At 51.4% G+C, this 22,570-nt stretch carries 19 protein-coding genes; 16 read left to right on the forward strand and 3 right to left on the reverse strand.

Going from position 1 to position 22,570, the window contains the following annotated elements:
• Positions 1-6: 6 nt before the first annotated feature.
• The 14 genes from OXH16_14235 to fsa all read left to right on the forward strand — a co-directional run bounded on the left by OXH16_14235 (position 7) and on the right by fsa (position 15,020).
• Entirely contained in the window at positions 7-462 is a 456-nt protein-coding gene (locus OXH16_14235; protein MCY3682556.1) for an NUDIX domain-containing protein, read from the forward strand.
• A 48-nt stretch (positions 463-510) separates the two neighbouring features.
• Positions 511-1,455: a hypothetical protein gene (locus OXH16_14240; protein MCY3682557.1), complete on the forward strand. Its 945-nt coding sequence runs from the start codon at positions 511-513 to the stop codon at positions 1,453-1,455.
• Positions 1,456-1,644: 189 nt separating this feature from the next.
• Positions 1,645-2,373 (forward strand): carbon-nitrogen hydrolase family protein, encoded by a 729-nt coding sequence (locus OXH16_14245; GenBank protein ID MCY3682558.1) that lies wholly within the window; start codon positions 1,645-1,647, stop codon positions 2,371-2,373.
• Between the two features lie 68 nt (positions 2,374-2,441).
• The gene (locus OXH16_14250; protein MCY3682559.1) at positions 2,442-2,651 is read left to right on the forward strand and encodes a glutathione S-transferase; all 210 of its coding nucleotides are present in this window, start codon (positions 2,442-2,444) and stop codon (positions 2,649-2,651) included.
• Positions 2,652-2,744: 93 nt separating this feature from the next.
• Positions 2,745-3,263, forward strand: a complete 519-nt coding sequence (locus OXH16_14255; protein ID MCY3682560.1) for a GNAT family N-acetyltransferase — start codon at positions 2,745-2,747, stop codon at positions 3,261-3,263.
• A 17-nt stretch (positions 3,264-3,280) separates the two neighbouring features.
• Positions 3,281-3,649: a chromosome partitioning protein ParB gene (locus tag OXH16_14260; GenBank protein ID MCY3682561.1), complete on the forward strand. Its 369-nt coding sequence runs from the start codon at positions 3,281-3,283 to the stop codon at positions 3,647-3,649.
• A 27-nt stretch (positions 3,650-3,676) separates the two neighbouring features.
• Positions 3,677-4,570 carry a phytanoyl-CoA dioxygenase family protein gene (locus OXH16_14265; GenBank protein MCY3682562.1) on the forward strand — a complete coding sequence of 298 codons (894 nt, stop codon included), beginning with the start codon at positions 3,677-3,679 and terminating at the stop codon, positions 4,568-4,570.
• Between the two features lie 17 nt (positions 4,571-4,587).
• Positions 4,588-6,429, forward strand: a complete 1,842-nt coding sequence (locus OXH16_14270) for a hypothetical protein (GenBank protein MCY3682563.1) — start codon at positions 4,588-4,590, stop codon at positions 6,427-6,429.
• A gap of 42 nt (positions 6,430-6,471) precedes the next feature.
• Positions 6,472-6,861 (forward strand): VOC family protein, encoded by a 390-nt coding sequence (locus tag OXH16_14275; GenBank protein ID MCY3682564.1) that lies wholly within the window; start codon positions 6,472-6,474, stop codon positions 6,859-6,861.
• 6 nt (positions 6,862-6,867) lie between these two features.
• Entirely contained in the window at positions 6,868-7,824 is a 957-nt protein-coding gene (locus tag OXH16_14280; GenBank protein MCY3682565.1) for a Gfo/Idh/MocA family oxidoreductase, read from the forward strand.
• A 31-nt stretch (positions 7,825-7,855) separates the two neighbouring features.
• A complete protein-coding gene (locus OXH16_14285; protein ID MCY3682566.1) occupies positions 7,856-10,645 on the forward strand; it encodes a TonB-dependent receptor in 2,790 nt (929 codons plus the stop codon).
• Positions 10,646-10,843: 198 nt separating this feature from the next.
• Positions 10,844-13,288 carry a DEAD/DEAH box helicase gene (locus tag OXH16_14290; protein MCY3682567.1) on the forward strand — a complete coding sequence of 815 codons (2,445 nt, stop codon included), beginning with the start codon at positions 10,844-10,846 and terminating at the stop codon, positions 13,286-13,288.
• Positions 13,289-14,335, forward strand: coding sequence for a polyprenyl synthetase family protein (locus OXH16_14295; protein MCY3682568.1), 1,047 nt, complete (start codon positions 13,289-13,291; stop codon positions 14,333-14,335).
• 13 nt (positions 14,336-14,348) lie between these two features.
• Positions 14,349-15,020, forward strand: coding sequence for a fructose-6-phosphate aldolase (gene fsa, locus OXH16_14300; GenBank protein MCY3682569.1), 672 nt, complete (start codon positions 14,349-14,351; stop codon positions 15,018-15,020).
• On the opposite strand, the gene OXH16_14305 is transcribed toward fsa, so the two are convergent.
• Together OXH16_14305 and OXH16_14310 are read right to left on the reverse strand one after the other, a co-directional pair.
• Positions 15,017-16,444 (reverse strand): sulfatase, encoded by a 1,428-nt coding sequence (locus OXH16_14305; protein ID MCY3682570.1) that lies wholly within the window; start codon positions 16,442-16,444, stop codon positions 15,017-15,019. The genes fsa and OXH16_14305 overlap by 4 nt on opposite strands.
• A gap of 11 nt (positions 16,445-16,455) precedes the next feature.
• Complete coding sequence (locus OXH16_14310; GenBank protein ID MCY3682571.1) at positions 16,456-18,423, reverse strand: hypothetical protein; 1,968 nt, start codon at positions 18,421-18,423, stop codon at positions 16,456-16,458.
• 138 nt (positions 18,424-18,561) lie between these two features.
• Here OXH16_14310 and OXH16_14315 point away from each other — a divergent pair, with 138 nt between their 5' ends.
• On the forward strand, positions 18,562-19,398 hold the full coding sequence (locus OXH16_14315) for a DUF4097 family beta strand repeat-containing protein (GenBank protein MCY3682572.1): 837 nt from the start codon (positions 18,562-18,564) through the stop codon (positions 19,396-19,398).
• 2 nt (positions 19,399-19,400) lie between these two features.
• Here the strand turns inward: OXH16_14315 and OXH16_14320 are convergent, their stop codons facing one another.
• Positions 19,401-21,590 (reverse strand): alginate lyase family protein, encoded by a 2,190-nt coding sequence (locus tag OXH16_14320; protein MCY3682573.1) that lies wholly within the window; start codon positions 21,588-21,590, stop codon positions 19,401-19,403.
• A gap of 178 nt (positions 21,591-21,768) precedes the next feature.
• Between OXH16_14320 and OXH16_14325 the strand changes: the two genes are divergently transcribed.
• Positions 21,769-22,566: a phytanoyl-CoA dioxygenase family protein gene (locus tag OXH16_14325; GenBank protein ID MCY3682574.1), complete on the forward strand. Its 798-nt coding sequence runs from the start codon at positions 21,769-21,771 to the stop codon at positions 22,564-22,566.
• Positions 22,567-22,570 lie beyond the last annotated feature (4 nt).

Genomic DNA, 22,570 nt, shown 5'->3' on the forward strand with positions numbered 1-22,570 from the left:
TCTATTATGAACTTGCGAAATGCAGCCAAGGCCCTGATCCAGAGAGGCGACCAAATTCTCGTTACCGAGAATATCGATGACAAAGGTCTTTGGTACATTCTGCCAGGGGGAGGCATGGAACCTGGGAAAGAGACACTTATAGATGCTCTCAAGCGGGAATGTCAAGAGGAAATAGGTGCTGACGTCACAGTTGAAGGTTTAAACTTTGTTCGAGAATATATCACTGACAATCACGAGGGTTCTCGGACGAAGGGTGTCCATCTAATTGACTTCATCTTCCGATGTTCCGTTGATGAAAGATATAATGCCGCCGAAGCCCCAGATGGAGATTCAATCCAGGTTGGTGTGAAATGGATGAGCATTAGTGAGCTCAAGAAACTGAGATTCTATCCTAAGCCCTTACTCGATTATCTTGGCTCTGAACCCGAGGCACCTCCCATATACCTGGGAGATATTACCTGACAGAACCAGATGATGACCGTTGCCCAACCCCAGAAAGGACGCCTCTCTATGAAAGCCGTCTGGGCCATCGATCGTCTTAGAACCGACACCGAACGCGAACAAGCCGTCGATTTTGTGGCTGACCTTGGCTGCAACATGCTTATTACCAATAGCGCCACCCCCGAAATGGTGGCGCAAGCCCATAAACGAGACATCCAGATCATCGCCACTGTCTTCCCCTATTCTGACGACGACTTTGAAAATGCCCATCCGCATTGCCTTCAGAAAATGCGCGAATTCGAATACAAAGTCTCGGACGTCATCGCCGGACAACCACCGCATGGAGAGAGCTACCGCTGGCAATCGCTTATCTTACCGAGAACAGCCCTCTGTTTTGAGCATCCGGAATCGCAAGCCGAACTCAAGAAGCGGGTTGAGCGCGCCCTCGACATCGCCGACGGGATCGCCCTTGACGGCTTTGGCTTTGTCAACTACTACGCCTGTTTCTGTGACCGCTGTAAAATCCTCCGTAAAGAAGCGAGCGCGCAAAACCCCGACCTGTCCGACATAGAAATCATGGCCAAAGTCTCCACACAAACTCTCGTTGACGTTCACCGCCTCCTCTACGACCACGCTAAATCCATAGATCCCAACACCATCGTCACCAACCACGTCTGGCCGCACTTCCTTCCCGACGAGTACATTGGCGCCAAATACAAACTCGACTATTGCACACAGACCATCTCCTGGTTCTATCCCCCCGAATGGCGACTCGAACGCGTTGAAATGGAAGCCACCGAAATGAAGCGCCTGGAAAATCCAGAGATCAACCGTTTTGTCCCCTTCATCGGCATTCACGATCTGCCTGGCTTCGTACGCACACCCGAACGCCTTATCAGGGAGATAGAAATCGCCCTGAAATACGGCAACGGCAATCTCGTTATCTCTCGCTTGAGCACCCTGCTGAAGTACCCTGGACTCGCCAGAGCCGTAAGAGACGCGCTCAAAGAATGAAGGAAACATTAAGTTATAAGTAATCTATTCGTCGGGACTGGCTTCGCAGGTTCTTGGATTCCAAAAACGTTGTAAGCCATAGCTATTTTCCTTCAAAAACAGTCCGAATAAAACTATTTTTTATTTTTTTATTGGCAAATTTCCTATATCGTAGGACATTCTCAAGGTGGCAAGCTAGAGGAAATCTAAATGAAGGTTTGCGTAGCACAGACAAGACCCATAACAGGTGATATTCAGCGCAATATCGTTGTCCATCGCAGGTTAGTTGATCTTGCCGTTTCCAACGGTGCCGAAATCGTTGTTTTTCCTGAGTTGTCCATAACAGGTTATGAACCCACACTCGCGGACGACTTAGCGACGAATCAAAACGATCATCGGTTCGATATCTTCCAGATCATCAGTGACACCCAACAGGTTACTATTGGGATTGGAGTGCCCACTAAAAATGATAGCGGTGTATGTATCAGCTTGATGATTTTTCAACCATTCAAGGCGAGGGAGCTATATTCCAAAATGCATCTTCACCCTGACGAAGAAAAATTTTTCGTCCGCGGTCAGCCTTCTGGGGGCCTGATAGGCGAAGATCCGTGCGCTGCACTGGCAATTTGTTATGAATTATCTGTGCCGGAACATGCTGCCAACGCATACAAGAATGGGGCAGATATTTATATTGCGAGCGTCGCGAAATCTGTTAGTCAAATTGAGAAAACACTCGAGAGACTAGGCCAAATTGCCCTTGAATACTCAATGACTGTGGTGATGTCTAATTGTATTGGACTGTCTGATGGCCTGAAATGTGCAGGCAGAACATCGGTGTGGAACAGAGAAGGAATATTGCTGGATCAGATTAACGAAATAAAAGAAGGAATTATCGTCGTGGACACAGAAACGTATAGTGTGTTACAGCGTACAATTTAAAAAAGAATTCTTATAATCCATTTTCTACGTTGAGGTACTAATACAATCATGAATCTACAGGAGATAAGATGTCTGCTCTCGACATTGCCGATTGCATCAATAAGACCTGCCCCTGGTCAGGCAAGCCGGTACAAGCTGACTCGCTAGCCGAGTATGACGGCCAAGTCGTCGGGTTCTGCAATACCGGTTGCCGTGACAAGTTCGAAAGCGCGATCCGCCACTTCGAGGAGGCAAAGGCATCAATGGGGCCCCGAGTTCTTACTCGCCAGTCACAATGAGGGTGCCTCTTGGGGCTACATCGCCTTGCCAATCGAAACTGCAAAGATGAACCGCTTGGATACTATGCAAGCCATATAAGGATATCTCCAACCATGACAATGTACCTAATCAGAGAACCTTCCAAAAACGATGCCAGAAGCCTGGCCGAAGTCCACGTTCGATCATGGCAGGCTGCGTACAGAGGGCAATTGCCCGACAACTTTCTCGATAATTTGTCTGTTGACCAGAGGGAGAAACAATGGCACCTGACCCTCAATAGTCCCTCCAACAAAGTACTTGTAGCCGAAACAGAGCAAAGGATCGTTGCTTTCATCAGCTTTGGCCCCGTACGAGATGAAGGACTGGATAAAAATGCTGTTGGCGAAGTCTATGCAATTTATGCCCTTGAAGAATTCTGGGATCGCGGCATTGGCCGAAAGCTGATGGAGGCATCTCTTACGGCCCTTCGCGATATGAATTGCTCAATGGTAAAAATTTGGCTTCTTGAGACCAACCAGAGGGCGATTTCCTTTTATCGAAAATTCGGATTCAGCGCGGATGGTGCGCAAAAAGTAGAACCCCTTGCAGGGGTCGAACGCAGAGAAATCCGATACAGCCTGAATATGGTCTGAAATCGAAAGGAGGAATCGTGCCACAGAAACACAGTACAATACGCGATGGCAAACGGCTTGTGTGGTACACTGAAAAACTCTGGATGCAGTCCAGAGATCTTCCTCCATTTGAAATCGACATATCATCAATCAAAGAGTTAGACGAAGACTGCTGGTTTGGGCAAAAGAAACCTACCCTCAGAGAGATCGCGCGGCATTGTAAAAAAATTAACACGGCATCTCTGAAATATCCTATCATTCTAAATGTAGATGGCTCACTCATGGATGGCGGCCACCGCCTGTGCAAAGCGATACTTGAAGGCCGTAAAACCATAAAAGCTGTCCAATTCCCATCTATGCCTGAACCAGACGAAATTCAAGAGTTGGATCCCTGGCACGGGTCCTGACTCATTCAGAAAAAGGAGACCGTCATAATGGCGATGATTGAAATGAAACAGATTGAAGCGCTTGAGGACGCGACGGATTTGTTGCAGAATCCTGAGGCGCTCCGACGACAGGCAAAAGAAAATGGGTATCTGTTCTTTCGCAACCTGCTCGATCCGGAACGTGTAATCGAGGTTCGACATCAGATCCTCAGCGTCTGTCGGGATCACGGGTGGCTGATGGATGGCTCTGAAGTGACAGAGGGCATTGCAAATCCCGACATGCAGGTCGTCGAGAGCAAAGACCCGCGCTGGCAGGCATTTTATGATGATGTACTGAAAATTCGAGACTTTCACGCACTGGCACTCGAAGCCCCTCTGATTCGGGCATTTGAAGTTCTATTCGGCGAACAGGTACTACCACACAGCCGAAACATCTGCCGCCTTGTCTTTCCCGATACAGATACCCATTCGACGCCTCCGCACCAGGACAATTACTTCATCGGAGGATCGGATGAAACCTGGACCGCATGGATTCCCTGTGGTGAATGTCCAGAAGAACTCGGTGGACTTGCCGTCGCCCGAGGCTCGCACCGACGCGGAAAACTGGAAACATTCGAAGGCGTGGGACCAGGTGGCCGTCAGGTTCCCGTCGAAGAGGATTCCGTCTGGATCGGCGGCGACTATATGTGCGGCGACGTGATTATTCTACACAGTCTGACCATTCATCAGGGACGCGATAACGAGTCGGCAGACCGTCTGCGGATTTCGGCTGATTACCGATATCAACCGCGAAGCCATCCAGTTCGAGATGATTCACTACAGCCGCACATGAATTGGCTGACCTGGGAAGATGTGTACAAAAAATGGGACGAGAGCGACCCGGTGAAATATTACTGGCAGAAATGGGACCTGGATATTGTTGCGAGAGAAGTGCGCGTCTAAAAGAGGGATGAACACCAATGAGTAAGGAGTGGGTATCAGCCCTGGATACAGCCCGTGTGCTGCAATCAGGTACGTGGTGGGAGAGCCTGTTTCGGTATGCCGAGACAGCCTGTCTGGAGACGGAGGATAATGGCGCTGCCTTGACGTTTGAATTTACCGGTACAGGAGTGGCACTTGGTCTGGGCCAGCACGCCGTGTCGGCCTACGGGAGACCGTCCCTGGGAAAGCTAATTGTGACAGTGGATGATGGGAGTCCGCGCATCTTGTATCCGGGTAACGAAGCACGAGAGGTGGTACTGGCGAGGGGACTGACACAAGGGAAACACCGGGTACGCGTTGAGCATCGTCAGAACAGGAGCGAGATGGGCTGCCGTATATCTGGATTTCGAGTCCTGGCGGAGCATTCTGGAGAGCTGTCATTTGTACTCAACGGCGAGGAAAATGGATTCTTCGTAGATGCACGAGCGGTAATACGCCAGGGTGGTCAAATAGTGCGGAACACGCTGGTGCGGAACTGGCTATCGGGGGCGTGTCGTCTGACTGGCCTACCCTCAGGAAAGGGATATTCACTGGAATTGATTGCGTACGGATGGGAGTCCCAAAGAATTGAAGAAATCGCGATTCAAAAAGGAAAAGAAACGCGCCTGCCACCAGTATATCTACACCGAAATCTGGAGACCAGGCCACAAGGCGTCCGATTCCCAGTTCTGGGGCACCCGGCCATCCGTCGGCCCGGTGAATCTTTTCGGGTGCGGTTGGGCGCCTACGATCACACGATAGGACAAGTGAAGTTGTCGCGTCGGATTGGACCAGCCACGATCTCACGCACAGTAGCATTTGAGGAAGATCCGAGCGCGAAGTTTTATTATGATCGGGAAGGCACGATAAGTCTCCCCCAAGACATACCACCGGGATTATACGATCTATCGATCAGGGTGTCCGGCTCGCGGGGAGATTTCACGCGACAGTCTCCCAGAGGCGTGTACGTCGTTCGAGACTATCCGAAAGATCCTGTATTTATGACGTTTGGACACCTGGACACGCAGGGACAGTACCAGGCGGAATACGAGAGACAACTGGCCGAAGTCGCCAACCTGATCGCACCGGATATGGTCCTGATTAGCAATGCGGTGAACCCGGCATATATCTCGGGATCACATCTGGTACTGGAGATGCCCTATGCGATTACATTCGGCAATCACCAATTTTATGGACACGAGAAGTGGTATGGAGATCAGGTAGGAATCATCGATTATGGCCCAGACCTATGCATCCTGAATTTCGGGCATCCCTGGCATGTGGATCTATCGCAAGCCAATGCGCTTCTATCCTCGCGGGCGAAGGCTAAGGTCAAGATAATCAACGCATTCGAGCACAATGCGCCGGTAGAGGCATTTCTGGATAGGCATAAGGTAAAGCTGATCCACGACGCGCATGGCCCCGGGGAAAAGGTGATGACCATTGGAGCCACACCCACCACGCGGGTAGGCAAAAGCAATAGCAGCAGTTTTCGGGTGGTGCGGTTTAAAAACGGCCAGGTGGCATCAACGACCTATCGAGGAGATGCTATTGCTCCCATTCCTTTTGATCGAGCGGGGCCACCGCCACTTAGCGTGACATACGATCCGGGTAACGACGGGATACACGACAGAGTGACAGCCAAAGTGACCAATATTCTTGCAGACGCATTTCCCGATTGCCGGGTGACATTCGTGCTACCAGCAGGAGCGTACGCGGTGGATGGCGGGCGTCTGGAAACGATGGTCACCAGCGACGATGAGAGATATACCGTGCTGGATGTGCGTATGGATGTGCCTGCGGAAGGGACCGCCCGAACCACAGCCCAGAAGAAGGAATGAACCGTCACCCATTTGCAATATATCTCAACTAAGGAGATAAGCGTGAAAACTAAATCTATATTTAAAACAGCCTCGCCCTACCTGCAAGATGCCCTGAACCTTCCAGTTGAGAACCTGGAAGAAGCCATTCCCTTTTACGAGACAGTCATGGGATTTCGGGTCGTATCTCGGAAGGACGCGCCCTGTAAGTCCGCTATACTCGCAAGAGACGATATCCAGATCGGCCTGGCAGAAAATGGTGGCGACCCGACTCAAGAGGGGTGTTTTTTTGAAGTGGTTGATGTCGAAACCGCCTTCAACGAATTGAAGAATAATGGATTGCAAAATGACGACCCTGATTATCGGATTGACCAACACGGCGATAAATCCTTCCGCATATTCTTCGTCATCGCACCGGATGGGTTGTGCTACTGCCTTGGTCAACAGGTATAAACGTTAATGGATCATCTAACGTATAAAAAGCCTCGTATCTGCATCCTGGGGTGTGGGAATATCGGCGCGCTTCATGCGAAAAATTTGCAATGGCGGGCGATGTTGTATTTTTGCAGTAGGTCTCGGGTAAGCGCGTACAAGTTCAATCTCAAATTTAAGGGCGAGGGCATCTTTGACGACCTGAACGCCCTATTGGAAAGCGATGTGGATGCCGTAGTAATCGCTTCCCCGCCAGAGCATCACAAAGACCAGGTAATCGCACTATTAGAAGCCAGTAAGGCTGTACTCGTCGAAAAACCGATGTGCATCTCGCCAGAGGAAATTGTCGAGATCGAGACCGCGCTGGAACGGGTCGAGACCCCTCTATTGATGATCGCCGAGAATTATTATTACAAACCCTCGCTATCGTACATCAAGCACATGGTCGCCCAGGGCGATATTGGCGAAATGCGTTCGGTCTCAGTAAAAAAGCTCACAACGCAGCAGGCGCAGGGTTGGAAAAGTGCTCATGGTGCTCTGCTGGAAGGCGGCATTCATTTTATCGCCCTGATTTCAGATCTATTCGATGCGGTGCCCGAACAGGTCGAAGCAATATTTCCAGGCAATTCCGGCAGTACGCCAGAGCGCGAATCTGTCGTGAGAATGGTCTATCCCACTGGCGCAATTGCCGAATTGCATTACTCGTGGCAAACACCCAGTTTGACAAAAGGTGTCTTTCAGCATTCTTATATCGAAGGGTCACACGGACGCATTGTTTTTGAAAGCAACGGCATTTATATTCGCAAACCTCAGAAAGGCTTTCGGATTCTTTGGCCGGGGCTGAAAGATTTGATGGGCTATCGCGCGATGACGGCTGATTTTTTGTCCTGTCTTCAAAACCGTTCGCGTCAGCCGTATTCGGATTTTGCACGCGCAAAACGCGATTTAAAAATTGTATTTGATGCGTATGCGTGCAGTGGCTAAAAAATTGTCATTCTCCAATCGCGAGGTATGGATGCGTGTAAAGCACATAATCTGGCAAATAATCGCCATCGTATTTATTACACCTGTATTCGCAGAAAATATTGAAGAATCGCCCGACGAGCCGAAAATCTACGAATTTGAAGAGATTGTCGTAACCGGTTCCCGCATCAAAAGTGCGGAAAGCCTTTCGCCTGCGCCAGTCGTCGTCCTATCCAGTGACGAAATCAAAGCGCGGGGATTGACTTCCATTGGCGATGTGCTACAAACACTCACAGTACAGTCCAATGCAACCAATACTCAGTCCAACAACGGCGGCGATGGCTCTACCAGAATTAGTCTGCGCGGACTCGGCTCTAATCGCACCCTGGTATTGGTCAACGGGCGTCGTTTCGTGCCGGGTGGAACAGGCGCAAATTCATCCGTTGATCTGAATTCTATTCCCGCTTCGGTCATCGAACGCGTCGAAGTACTCAAGGATGGAGCCTCAGCCATATATGGATCGGACGCCATTGGGGGGGTCGTCAATATCATCACCCGGTCGGATATGGAAGGGGTAGAGATAGATTATTATGAAGGGATTTCGGGCACAGGCGATGGCGAAGTCCGCGATCTCAGCATAACCGCCGGATTGCAAAGCGAAAAAGGCCACATATTATTTTCGGCAGGTTACCACAACCGAAAGCCCGTCTGGACTGGCGACCGCAGTTTCAGCGTATCGGACAAAAACTACGACTGGGGAAAAAACGACGGCACCTATAACAAAAATGGCAGTTCGGCCACCCCGGAAGGCCACATCATCGACCGCCTGGGTACTGAGGGCAACGAAGCCTGGCAGGCAGTCGTTGCGGCGGCTGGCGAGGACGCCGGTGATTACCACCGCGATCCAAATACAGGCTGGCGCCCCTTCAATTGGGCGGGAATCTCCTCGGATGGGAGCGGTGATACGTACAATTATCAACCGGAGAATTACCTCTACACCCCACAAACGCGCTACAACTCCTTTCTCAGCGGCGCTTACGAGTTCACAAAAAATGCGAAAACCTTCTTCGAAGTATCGTACACCAATCGACAATCCGACCAGAAGCTGGCCCCAACGCCCTTGTTCACCATCAGCGACGGCATCGTAGTATCTGCCACCAACCGTTACAACGAATTTGGCCGCGATTTTATCGATGTCCGGCGACGTTTTCTCGAAGCAGGCAATCGCAACTATCTCCAGGATATCGATACCTATCGCATCGTTTTGGGTTTGGACCATCAGTTTATGGGCTTTGACGCTGATCTGTCCTTTTCCTATGGACGCAGCGAGGGCACCAGCGTCAACGAGGGCCGATTTATAATCAGCAATCTCGTACGGGCACTGGGACCTGACGAGGATTGCACCGGCGACTGCGTGCAACTGGATATACTCCACGGTGCTGGCACAATCACCCAGGAAATGTTAGATTACATCCAATATACCGGTATCGCCAGAGGCTACTCTCAACAGCAAATCCTACAGTGGAACCTGACCGGTGAGATCGCACAACTCCCGGCCGGTCCACTGGTCATAGCCGCAGGCCTATCTTCACGCTGGGAAGCGGGGGCCTATCTTCCCGACCCCATAACCGCATCGGGAAATACTACCGGCAGTGACGAGGCTCCCACCGATGGTGCGTACTCGGTCAAGGCTTTGTATGCCGAAGCCCATTTACCTCTCTACAAAGCGGGAGAAGTCGGCCTCGATTTAATAGCCGCAGGGCGCACTTTCCACTACGATTCGTTCGGCTACGGCTCTACTTATAAAGCGGGTACTCGCCTCGAATTGCCTCAAGGGCTGGCATTTCGTGCCACATACTCCAATGCTTTTCGCGCCCCCAGCATCGCCGAAATGTTCCTCGGCAACAGCGATGGCTTCCCGCTGGTCAGCGATCCCTGTAGTACAGTCGATGAAGCGGGCAATGCCCGGACGTTGACGGCTCAGCAAATGCGAAATTGCGCGGCTCAGGGCATCCCATCTGACTTTGAGGATTCACGGGCACAACTGCGAGCCCAGTTCAGTGGCAGCACGGATCTGGATCCAGAAAAGGCCACAATGCTCACAGCAGGTCTGGTCTATCAGCCGGGCTTTCTGGATGGATTCGATATAACCGTGGATTACTATACCACCGCGATCACGAGTGAGATCGGCGCGTTACCCGCCAGCCTCATCTTGAGTAACTGCTACTCGCAGGACACGCCATCCAACTGTGATCAAGTCGTGCGCGATCCAAACACCGGGCTGATTAATTACATCTCATCGCCCAACACCAACGTTGGCGAAACCGAAACCAGCGGCATGGATATCGGACTCCATTACGCTACTGACTCACCCCTGGGCATTGTCTCGGCGCAAATCGAGAGCAACCTGCTCGTAAATTACGATCAAATCTTGCCTTCCGCCAACGGTCCCGAATTAGTTAAAGGCAAGGGCTACTACGACCTGGGCGTGTTCCCAGGCTGGCGTCACGCCGCTTCAGTTGGCGTAGAGAAGCACCGTTCTTCCATTGGGCTGACATGGCGATACATCGGCGGATTCGAGGAATGCGAGGATGGTGACTGCAAGGGCAAGTACCGGCCGGATGTGACAGAAACACCACCGAGTCGCAAAGTCAGTCCCAATAGTATCTTTAGTATGCATGGGTCATATCAACTGGGGACCTCCGTACTCACAATCGGAATAAACAACATCCTCAATCGGGCACCAGCAGTGATATACAATGGTTTCCTCGGCACTTCCGATGCCAATACCTACGACTTCCTGGGCAGGTATTTATACATGCGCCTCTCCCATAGTCTGTAGTTGTTGGCACTCACCCTCGCACACTGTCAGGCACACCTTCTAAAAATCCCTACTCTAATACGTAAATCCCGCCTCCTGTTCGCCTCTTTTAAGTTGACCCATTTTCACCTTCCATCTATATTTCTATAGCTATCGCACCTCCCTCTTTATTTTTCACTTTCTTTCTCTCTCCCGTTGGAATTCAAAAGCCCTTCCCGCATGATGAATTTTGATCAATTTATCGCTCATGTTCGCCGCGACTATGGGTATGTCGGTCAGGTAGCCCATATAGAAACCATACCCGCGCAAGAAGCTACATTCGTCGCTGATGACTGCGCGCTGCATCCCGCAATCTCCGACGCCTTGAAACAGCAAGACATTGATCGGCTCTATACGCATCAGGCCGATGCGCTGGCCGCACTAAGGCGTCAGGAAGACGTAGTAGTCGTAACGGCAACGGCGAGTGGAAAAACCCTGTGTTATCAAATACCCACACTGGAAGCACTGTTATCCGACCCACAGGCAACCGCGCTCTATCTCTTCCCGACCAAAGCCCTGGCACAGGATCAGGCGCGAGGACTGGCGCGGTTTGGCGAATTAAACGAAAAATTGAAATTTTCTCTGGGTACTTACGATGGGGATACGCCGTCCAACCAGCGCAAAACACTGCGCGAAGAGGGACGGGTGATCTTGAGCAATCCCGATATGTTGCATCAGGGCGTATTGCCCAACCACCCGCGCTGGGCGCGTTTTTTTCAGAATTTGCGCTATGTGGTACTCGACGAAATACACACTTACCGGGGCGTCTTTGGCTCGCATGTAGCCAATGTATTGCGCCGCCTGATGCGAATTTGCGCGCACTATGGCACGCCCCCGCAATTCGTGTGTTGCTCGGCGACCATAGCAAATCCCAAAGAACACGCCGAAGCACTGACCGGACAGCCGATGTGCCTGATTGACCGGGATGGCTCCCCGAGAGGCAAACGCCATTTTGCGTTCTGGAACCCGCCTTTTCTGGAAGGCACCACGAGTGATCGACGCAGTTCAAATACCGAAGCGCGTTGGTTACTCGGCAAACTCATCCACAACAGGGTGCAGACCATTGCCTTTGTTAGAGCACGCACATCCGCAGAAGTGATCTATCGCTATGTGCAAGAGGATCTATCACTGGTAAGCCAGCGGTTAGCAGGCGCAGTTCGGGCTTATCGCGGCGGATATTTGCCCGCAGAACGGCGAGAAATTGAGCGACAATTATTTGAAGGTGAGCTACTCGGCGTGGTGAGTACCAACGCCCTGGAATTGGGCATTGATATTGGAGAGCTGGATGCCGCGTTAATTGTGGGATATCCGGGCAGTATTTCCAGCATGTGGCAGCAAGCTGGGCGTGCTGGACGGCAGTCCGAGGAATCCCTGGTGGTCTTTGTGGCACACAACGCCCCCATCGATCAATTTTTGATGCGCGATCCGGCTTACTTTTTCGGACAATCGCCCGAACACGCGACCATTGATCCCAACAATCCGCATCTCGTCGTGGGACATCTGCGATGTGCTTTGCGCGAATTGCCCGTGCGGGGCGGAGAAGGCGAAGTAATGGGAGAATTTACAGGTGCGCTGCTCGAGATCCTATCAGATGAAGGCATGGCGCGCCAGCTCAATGGACAGTGGTTTTACAGCCAATCGGGATATCCCGCAGCAGAAGTTGGGCTACGCAATATCAGCGATCTGACTTATACTATTATCGACGAGACAGAAGGCGACCCGCTGGTGATCGGTTCCCTGGATGAAACCAGCGCGTTTTTTCAGATACATACACACGCTGTATATTTGCACAATGGACAGACGTACTTTGTCGATCAACTTGACACAGAGCGCAAAATTGCGCGGGTAAGTCAAAAAGCACTGGATTATTATACCCAGGCAGTTGACGAGACGAGTATTGTCGTAAATGATACCGAAATATCGGGCACATGGCGCGTCAGTGACGTATATTTTGGCGACGTCTCAGTCTCGTCAATAGTAACGATGTTCAAAAAAGTAAAATTCGAAGATCGCGATAGCATTGGCTGGGAAAATCTCGATTTGCCCGAGCGCAAGCTCGATACAGCCGCCTGCTGGGTCGTACCGCCCCAGGAAGGGCTAAACCAGTGTCGCCGACACGACCGCGTGCCATCTGAAGGACTCAAAGGCATCGCCAATGTAACGGGAGAAGTGCTACCACTGTTTGCAATGTGCGATGTCATGGATATTGGCACCACAGTAGATAGCTCCAATACGGGGCGACCAACCGCATTTGTATATGACCGGCATCCGGGAGGCATTGGTTTTTCGGAAAAAGCTTATGAGATGATCGAAGATGTCATAACAGCCTGCTGGATGGTCGTGTCGGAATGCGAATGTGAAGCGGGGTGTCCGTCGTGTGTGGGCGCGCCATTGCCGCCTGGCGACGATGGCAATACGAGAGGAACGATTCCCGACAAAGAAGCCGCCCTCGTCTTGTTACATGCGATGTTGGAAAAAGAACCTTATATACCCAAACATCCGCGTCTTGAAATACCCATCGCAGGTGATGTTGCTACTCACAGCGATGAAAAAATTCCCGTTCGGCCTCTATCGGCAAATGTCGAGGCAAAAATTCGCAAAAAAGTAAAGGAGTTTAAGCGATAAATGGAAACGCGATTAAAAAATTATTTGGACGCCTGGGTGCCTCGTATCGACGAGGAAATGTATCAGTTCTTGCCAAAAGATCAAGATCCAGTGGATTTTTTGTACGCACCTATGCGCGATTATCCCCAGCGCGGCGGCAAGCGGTTCAGATCGGCACTGGTGCTGCTGGGCATTGAAGCATTTGGCGGTGATCCCAACGTAGGGTTGCGAACGGCTGCTGCTTTTGAGTTATTTCAGTCCTTTGCCCTGGTACACGACGATATAGAGGACGCCTCTTTGATGCGGCGCGGAAAACCGTGTTTGCATCTGATACACGGGATCCCACTGAGCATTAACGTGGGCGACGCGCTTTATTCCAAAGTGTTTGAAATATTGCAGGCAAATCGCGAAATATTAGGGGAAACAACAACGCTCGATTTGCTTAGTGAAATGATCCAGGGCGCACAAATAACATTTGAAGGACAGGCTTATGATATCGGTTGGATTGATGCCGAAGTCATTCCCGATGTACGCGATTTTGTTGACATGCTGCGGCGCAAAACGGGATGGTATAGCGGCCGCGGTCCCTGTACTATGGGCGCGATTATTGCGGGTGCTGGCAATGACATGAAGCGGGCGATTGGCGATTTTGGCGAAGCCATAGCTGTTGCATTTCAAATTCGCGATGATTTGCTCAATATCGTCGTTGAAGATACCGATGCAACATTAGCTCCCACAACCACATCCGGGGGTTATGGCAAAGAGCGCGGCGGGGACATTGCCGAGGGCAAGCGCACCTTGATGGTCATCGATTTGCTCAACCACTGTACGCCAGAGGAAAATCAAAAAGTGCGAGAAATTCTGGATCGAGATCGAGATGCAACATCGCAAGAAGACGTCGAGTGGGTGATTGACTTGATGGGAAGATATGGCGCAATCGAAAAAGCGCAACAGGCTTGCCAAACGCGCGCCGAATCTGCCGAAGCGCGCCTCGCCCAGTTGCCCCCGTCGGAATCGAGAGAAATACTCAGAGAAATGTGTTCATTTTTGGTCGAGCGCGTATTTTAAAAAGGAGGCACACATGAAGTTCTTTATCGACACAGCCAATTTAGACGAAATCCGCGAAGCCCAGGCCATGGGTGTGCTGGATGGCGTGACGACAAACCCTTCTCTTATGTCGCAGGAAGAAGGTGAATTTGAAGACATCATTCGCGCAATCTGCGGAATTGTAGATGGACCAGTAAGTGCCGAAGTGGTCAGCACCGACACCGAAGGCATGATCACCGAAGCGCGTCGAAATGCTGCAATCCACGAACAGGTAGTGGTGAAAATTCCGATTACGCCAGATGGTCTAAAAGCGATCAAAACGTGTTCGGATGAAGGGATTCGCGTAAACGTAACCCTTTGCTTCTCTGCAAATCAGGCACTGATGGCCGCCAAAGCAGGCGCGACTTATATCAGCCCATTCATCGGCCGCCTGGATGATTTGGGACAAGACGGCATGGAATTGATCAGCACAGTCCGCCAGATTTACGACAATTATGGATTTAAAACCCAGGTGCTGGCCGCGAGTTTGCGCTCGCCCAAACACGTTGTCGAATGCGCACTTGCCGGCGCAGATGTTGCGACCCTCCCGCCCGATGTATTGAGCAAGTTACTCGCACATCCCCTAACCGACATCGGTCTGGAACGCTTCCTCAGCGACTGGCGCACCTGGCAAGCCGCAAAAAATAGCGATCCCGTGGTGGTTTAACCCATTCTTCTTCTCCCCTGCACAAACATAGCACTCGGTGCTGGCGCGTTGTCGCACACTTCGTTAAATGTGGCGGGCAGGGGCTGGTGAATCACCGCCTGGATGCGCGATCTTTGCAAAGCCACCACATCGGGATGATCCGCGACTACATTGGTATCCTCATCGGGATCGGCAACAAGGTCAAAGAGTTGTTCATTGTTCACATCATTCAAACTCACCGTATAATTCCACTGATCATCGCGCACCGATGCCCTGCCCGTGGCTGGCCCGGTTGAAAAACTGGCCCAGCCAATCACAACGTGATCCCGCACAGCATCCACCTCTCCCGTCACCAGCGGCCACACATCTGTCCCATCCACAGCCTGGCAAGGAATATCCAGCAAGCCCAACACAGTGGGCAACAAATCGTGCGCCTGAACAAAACCCGAAACGCGCTTGCACACATCGGGATGTCGCACCATCCAGTTCAATCGCGTATTATACGGATGCAGGCGATCTGGTCCTTTGCCAAATTGCCCGTGATCCAGTACCTGCGTGCCGTGATCTGACATCAACATCACAATCGTATCGCCTTTCAAACCCAGATCATCGACCCGATCCAGCAAGTGCCCCACCCAGCGATCCACCAGCGTGACCTCCCCAAAATAAAGCGCCTGGATACGCTCTCTCTCCGAATCGCTCACCCCACCGCCTTCATTTCCAGCTCCAGGTGTAATAAAATCCTTCCCATCCCAATCGGGCATATACCGATCTGCATATTCCTGCGGCGGATCCCATGGCTCGTGCGGATCAAAAGAATCGACCCAAAGGAAAAACGGCGCATTGCGTGCATTTTCGCTCAACCAATCTGCCGCGCGCCGAAACACACGCGCACAACTGTAATCCTCTTCGCGTTGCCGAAACTTCTGATTGAACATGTATTGCATCAGACCCACATGCCGATCCCAGTTGATCGGTTCACGCACATGCGGGCGCAACAAATCTTCAATCGATTCCCGCGTGCCAAACCGCCAGTTGTCGCTCTCCTGCCCGCGAATAAAATCATACGTCACAAATCCGCGCGTATAATTCATCGTCGGCTTAAACATGTGATACGTATCGGCGACCAACCCGGTCATATACCCATTCGCCACCAGAATTTCAGCGAGCGTATCTTGTTCTGGCGGAATTTTGTGCCAACCGGGCGCGTGATGCCAGTGTCCGCGCCGGTCAAAATTGTACCGCCAGGGAAAGGTGCGCCGCCCCGTAAACAAACCCCGCCGCGTCTGCAGCGTCGGCTGGCATTCCCCGAAAGCCCGCTCAAACACCACGGACTCAGCGGCAAACGCATCCATATTCGGCGTATCGACAAAACTCAGCTTCTGATTTGGCCCGACAATATCGGCGCGAAATGTATCCAGACAAATACAAATTACATTCATCATAAATCTCCTATTCAAAAATACAAACTGTGTCCATGTCCGCGAAACCACAGCGCATCGATAATAAACGACACGCCAGCACCGGAAAAGTGCCCCACAACCAGACCGACAAAAAAGGGCTTTGCGCCGTTGTACAGCATCAAACCGCCAAAGCGAATCAAAAGTGTTTTAATCGCCCAGGCGGCAAAAAGCGACAACAGGGTCCATCGCACTTGTCCCACAGAAGCAATTGAAAACCCGATAGGATGCAAGCGCCACCAAGCGAACCGATGGCGCAAATACGTCAGCAACACTGTCACAAGCGCACCAATACCCAAAAACGCAAAATGACCAAATTTGAGCGTCTCTGCCGCCTTAATTTTTGCCACAACCGTATCATAAGGCACCTGCCCCCCGCGGCGAAAGACCCACTCGCCAAAATTGTATGCACCCGAAGCATACGCCAGCTTGAGCGAAAAATAAAAAGACACGACCAGACTAATCCCCAGTGCCAATCCAACCGCGGTGAGATAAACGCCTCGCGGAAAACGACGCTCGCTGTGTACGCGCGCGGCATTCGCGCCAAAAGGCATAAATGTGGCGATGGGATCGCACGCCCACCCGTAAGACAGCCCCAGCCCTGTCATCGTTGAACCCGTCAAATCTGCCGGACCAATGAGATGCATCGCATAAGCCTGCGGCACGAGAGGCCCCCGCACAAAAACCAGTCCGCCTTCAATGACAATGCGCGTCAGACCCAAATAAAGCGTAATAACCGCAAAAAGAAGCAGCAAAGCCACGCCGGGGTGGATACCGATGCGCGTCAACCACAAAAAAATGTACACAACCCCGAGCGCAATCCCGATCAGCGCCGCGCGATATCCCATAATCTCATCGCCATCTGAAACGCCATCGTCTTGTCCCAACGCGGTTCGCCACACCCCGCGCAAATGTTCGCGCGCAACCCAAATACTGCCCAGCACAATTGCCACAAACGCCCCAAATCCCTGCCACCCCAACGCCGCTGGACTAACCGAATAAACCTCTGATGTGCCAATGGTAAACCCCGTGCGATTAAACAGCGCAATCTCAGCCATATTAAACAAATTGAAAAACCACACACTGAAAATCACATCCACATTGACAAAATACGTAATCCCCACCAGAGGCAACGAGAAATTTGTCGAAATACCCGGCCAAACCTGCCCGCCCGGAATACTCAATCGAATAGCGGGAATACTCGGCCATGCCTCAAAAAAATAACCCGGCACATTCCACGCAATTTTGCCTGCGGCAATGGCAAAACCGGTCCAGAACAATCGGCTACGCATAAATTTTGGCAAAATCCGACCATCTTCGGCGCCATCCATCATCGCCAGCGGCACATCAACCAGAGGAAAATTCAGCCGCTCTTTATCTACCCACTGCTTGCGAAATACTGCAATGAGACAAGTGCAAAGCATCAGTGTTGCGACAATCACCGATCCCCACCAGAACAGCGGCATGATCCACACTTCCCACGGGATCTTCGCGCCCGGCGGCAATCCCTCAAAAAACCACGCCACTGCGCGCCCCCCTCCCGGCACAACCCACAGGGGCACATGGTCGTGTATAAATTCGCCCCAACCATTTTCAGTTGTCGCAAAATAAAAGGGCGAAGCTGACACGGAAATCACATAACCGGTCACCCCATAAGTCGGCACCGATACCGCCGCCAAAAGCATCGTATAAACCACGCCTAATTCATCCCCTGTCAATCCCCCCTCGCGCTTCACTCCCTTCAAAACCGGGTTCAAGACCACAACCACAAAAATGAACAACGCCGCCAACCCCAGCGGAAAATAATTGGTCGTCAACAGCGTAGATCGCACAATCCACTCGGAAAATGGCGCCAGCAGATTCACCGCAACAACGACCAGAACCCCAACCATCAATGCTTTTGGCGTCACGACCTGCCGCTGACGGCTAACCTCTATTTCTCGGGAAAAGTCTCTCGTAGCCACTGGTGCATTTCTCTGGACAAATTCAATAAAATTGTTTCACTTCAATCCCAAAAATCCGAAACCCTTAATATAAAAACGAGTCTAATCCCATACCCCATTGTTGCGTTTCACAACCTACAGCTTATAGGGAGACTTGCCATGATCTCGCGCCAACTTTTTATATGTTTTCTTGCCGCATTATTCACACTCCCGATCAATGCCGCGGAAAAACGCGAAGAAATCGTCGAATACACCCTTGATTTTGCCCCTGGAAAAATGCTCTCTGTACACGCCCGCAATGGCGGAATCACGCTTAAAACCTGGACGAGCGATCAGGTCTTTGTCCGCACTGTAAAAAAGGCAAAAGCGAGCGATGAAGAAGGCGCCGAAGAACTCCTCGAAACCACCACCATCGAAATCGAAGAAACAGACAGCGGTATCGAGATTCGCACCAAACGCCCCGACAACAAGTGGAACCTATTTAAGGACTGGAATATAAGCGTAAACTATACAATCACAGTCCCCCAAAACGTGCGCCTGGACCTCGAGACAGTCAACGGAAGTATCTCTGTTCCCCCAACCACGGGCAATGTAAAAAGCGAAACCGTGAATGGCAGCATCAAAATCAATGGCACGCGAGGCGCAATCGATGTTGAAACTGTGAACGGCAAAATCAATCTCACTGAGATTATCGGTGGTATAAAAGCCGAAACCGTGAACGGCAGCATTGAAATCGCAATTGCCGAGCAAATACAGGACGACATTCGTGCAGAAACTGTAAACGGCGGGTTGAAACTGTCCCTTCCCTCAGACTTTCAAGGTCACATTCAAGCCAAAAGTACGATAGGCCATATTGATACAGAATTTCCAATTGAAGTCAAAGGGCGCGTTGGCGGGCGCATTAGCAAGTCTCTCCGTGGCAACCTCAATGGCGGAAATGGTCCGAACATAAAACTCCAAACCCTCAACGGAGGCATCGACATCAAACAGTTATAGACTTACACGATCTGCCCTTCCCGAAGTTCTTGCCCATATACCCGCACTGTTTGTCCATTTGCGAGAGCTATTTTACTCACAAATCCATCGACCAACTCCATCGCGCCAGCTTCGGCATCGGTTTCTCCATCAGCAACGCGTATCCACCCTTCGCCAGCTTCTGATTGCACAAAATAAATCTCCCTGCCATCGCGCAACGCAATCCGCCCTGCAATCGCAACCCGCCCATTGTCCCCCACCGCGGGAATGTATTCCACATGTGCTACAGGAGATCCTTCCCCCACTTTCACGGGATATAAAATGTATGACATCAGCGTGGGACCATCGCCTTCTGCTTTGAAAATTGCCGTTGGTATCGGTTCGCACTGATAGGGTCCCCCCCGGGGAATCCACCCCTGTACAGTCGGTTCTTCCTGTCCACTTACAATCCGCACATCTATCGGCTTTGTCGAAATGGCATAAATGCTCAGATTGCCCTCTCCCCCACTGTTTCTCGTCATAACACCGCGCCCATTCTCCAGCACCTCGGCATCATCCGCATCCAGATGAAACATCGCTTCATACGTGTGAGACGCCTCATCCGAGGGCATGAGAATATCTGTCACAATCCAGAACTCGGGTTTCACAAACAAAATTGACCGCGTATGTGTAACCGTCTGATCCCTCTCAGGTCCATATCCCAAATCGTAACTCGCCGACGCATAATCGCATTTCTCATTTGAAATCCACGTATGCGGAAGCGGCTCGGACACCACGTAATCCTCTCTTGACTTCCCGCGCTGATTCTGCTCCATCCCATCCACCATCACCGTATTGTGCGCGCGGGTTGACAGCACATAAGTGCGCCACTGCGACGAATCATAAGGATAATTCCCCGGATCCACCACATGCACGCGACCGTGTGCGTACAGCATGATATTCAGCTTATCTTCGTGCTGATGTCCATAGCCAAACGGACCGCCGTCGAAAAAGAGATAGAGATCATCCGGTTCCCAGCCCGAACGCATGACAAAATGCCCCGCATAGGGAAAAGCGCAAGACAGAGTTTGTGGCTTTGTTCCCTCCATACGTCCGCAACCCGCCCATTGAAAATCCGTCCGTTCTGGAAAAAACCTGAACCCGCCCTGCATATAGGGCGCAATATCCGTCTGACCGCCGTCATTGAGCGCGGGCAATCGCAAATTGGGCATAGCCAAATACAGATTGTAGTGATACATCCGCTCCAATTTTGCGACATAATCCTCCGGTAGAGACAAATCATTCAACCGCGCAATCGCGAGCGCCATCACAAAATTTCGCAAACTCACCTGATGATACCCACTCGACAACTCAATCTGCGCGCCATCGGGATAAACCTGCTCATCCAATTCCTCATACAGCGACTGCATGGCAATCTCGCGCCAGCTTGCGGCTTCTTTGAACTCGGGAAACAATGCCCCAACGTGATATTGCCCATTGGCCTGCATCGTCTGCCAGTTGCCACCGCGCGGCCATAGCGTGAGATGCCGCGCGTGTTCGACCATACTCTTCACCATCAAACACACATCGTCATCAGCAAATGTTTCGGACGAAAGAAAATAGTAAAACGCCGCAGGCCATGTCTGCCCCATCCGAATCCCACACTCAATCGTGCGCCAGCAATTCGTGTGAGCCGTACCCATCTCTGCATCGTCTTTCCAGGTATTGCCATCCTCACCCACTGGCATCAGCACATGTTCAATCCAGTGCCGCATCTGCCGCCTGAATGCCCTGGCATATTTTTCATCGCCCGTTTTCCAATACGCCTGCCCCAGCGTGACCCAAAACGGATGGCGCGACAACTGCCACGTCCATTCCCGGTAATTGATCGGATCCAATTCCCAATTGATCACATCTCCAAATGCCTCTTCCACATCGCAACTCATCAGCGTATTTGCCACAATGTGGTCGGCCTTTTCGAGATCGACATCCCTGATTGCGCGATCTCCCACGCGCACCAGTTCGACCTCGGCATCCCGATCTTGTGGCTCTGACCGATTTCGCCAATCCGAAAACCATCGCGGATATTCCCGCGTGCGAACGTGTTCTGCAAACGCACGCCGAGCACCTGTCCAATCTCGCGCCTCTACCGCCCTTTTTACAGCCCTCATATCCCCACGCGACAAATCGAGCGCTTCAAAAAACGCTTCATCACTCAACCGCGGTCCAATCATGTCTTCCTCCATTTCAATCGCTTGCTTCCAAAATACGCTATATTCTCCCTTAAAATATCACAATGACACTGACCTGCCACTGTTTTCTGCTTCGTCTATAGCGCAATACCCCCGCGCTTTTTTTTTGTATTTGTCGCGCGACACACCTATATTGCGCCACACATGAAAGGAGGCGATCATGTTTTGCGACACCGAGAAACGACAGTACAGGAAGCAAGGGTTTTTTATTGTCAATGACGCCGTCAATCCCGATATGCTAAAACCCTTGTTAGAGGCTGCGATTCGCGCTAAACAAAAGGTGCGTTCAGGCGAAGTGGATTTGTACACACACCGCTCAGAAGACGGAGAACCCTGGGCAATACGCGGGTTATTTGCCCCCGAGATGAACGAACCGCTTTTTGCCGAATATCTGATATCAGAACCCATCATGAAATACACGCGCGCTTTCCTGGGCACGCAATTGCAATTGGGAGGCGCCCTCATCTTCACAAATCCCTATGAAGCGGATTACGGTTTTGGCTGGCACCGGGATTTTGGGAGTAAAGAACGCGACGGATCGTATCAGGTGGAAATGGAAATCTTAAATCGGCCCCAAAGAGGTTTGAGGTGGCATCTCGCCCTGGTAGATGATTATTGCTTGCAAATTGTACCCGGCAGCCACAAAAGATACCGCACCGCCCACGAGCGCAGGTGCTTGTTAGAAGAACGCCACGACGATATCCCGGGACAATATGCCGTACCTCTCAAAGCCGGGCAAACCGTGTTTTGGACTGGCAATTTAATTCACCGCGGAGTAATGAAAAAGGATGTGGAGCGATTGACCCTGTCCGGAAGCTGGAGTATGCACTCAAAGGATAGCAAACCCTCCGAGGTGGACCCGCGTCTGAAGTGGATGCTCGCAGATAATGTGCGCGAATTTTTGCCAAAAGAGATGCGCCCATTGTACGATCGGTGGCGGGTATTGCAAAAGGGATAAGGTC

The sequence above is a fragment of the Gemmatimonadota bacterium genome (assembly GCA_026705765.1).
In the GTDB taxonomy this organism is placed as follows: Bacteria; Latescibacterota; UBA2968; order UBA2968; family UBA2968; genus VXRD01.

Excerpts from the sequence above, each read along its gene's own strand:
- OXH16_14235 (MCY3682556.1), top strand. The coding sequence starts at position 7 with ATGAACTTGCGAAATGCAGCCAAGGCCCTGATCCAGAGAGGCGACCAA.
- OXH16_14240 (MCY3682557.1), top strand. The coding sequence starts at position 511 with ATGAAAGCCGTCTGGGCCATCGATCGTCTTAGAACCGACACCGAACGC.
- OXH16_14245 (MCY3682558.1), top strand. The coding sequence starts at position 1,645 with ATGAAGGTTTGCGTAGCACAGACAAGACCCATAACAGGTGATATTCAG.
- OXH16_14250 (MCY3682559.1), top strand. The coding sequence starts at position 2,442 with ATGTCTGCTCTCGACATTGCCGATTGCATCAATAAGACCTGCCCCTGG.
- OXH16_14255 (MCY3682560.1), top strand. The coding sequence starts at position 2,745 with ATGACAATGTACCTAATCAGAGAACCTTCCAAAAACGATGCCAGAAGC.
- OXH16_14265 (MCY3682562.1), top strand. The coding sequence starts at position 3,677 with ATGGCGATGATTGAAATGAAACAGATTGAAGCGCTTGAGGACGCGACG.
- OXH16_14270 (MCY3682563.1), top strand. The coding sequence starts at position 4,588 with ATGAGTAAGGAGTGGGTATCAGCCCTGGATACAGCCCGTGTGCTGCAA.
- OXH16_14280 (MCY3682565.1), top strand. The coding sequence starts at position 6,868 with ATGGATCATCTAACGTATAAAAAGCCTCGTATCTGCATCCTGGGGTGT.
- OXH16_14285 (MCY3682566.1), top strand. The coding sequence starts at position 7,856 with ATGCGTGTAAAGCACATAATCTGGCAAATAATCGCCATCGTATTTATT.
- OXH16_14290 (MCY3682567.1), top strand. The coding sequence starts at position 10,844 with ATGATGAATTTTGATCAATTTATCGCTCATGTTCGCCGCGACTATGGG.
- OXH16_14295 (MCY3682568.1), top strand. The coding sequence starts at position 13,289 with ATGGAAACGCGATTAAAAAATTATTTGGACGCCTGGGTGCCTCGTATC.
- fsa (MCY3682569.1), top strand. The coding sequence starts at position 14,349 with ATGAAGTTCTTTATCGACACAGCCAATTTAGACGAAATCCGCGAAGCC.
- OXH16_14305 (MCY3682570.1), bottom strand. The coding sequence starts at position 16,444 with ATGATGAATGTAATTTGTATTTGTCTGGATACATTTCGCGCCGATATT.
- OXH16_14315 (MCY3682572.1), top strand. The coding sequence starts at position 18,562 with ATGATCTCGCGCCAACTTTTTATATGTTTTCTTGCCGCATTATTCACA.
- OXH16_14320 (MCY3682573.1), bottom strand. The coding sequence starts at position 21,590 with ATGATTGGACCGCGGTTGAGTGATGAAGCGTTTTTTGAAGCGCTCGAT.
- OXH16_14325 (MCY3682574.1), top strand. The coding sequence starts at position 21,769 with ATGTTTTGCGACACCGAGAAACGACAGTACAGGAAGCAAGGGTTTTTT.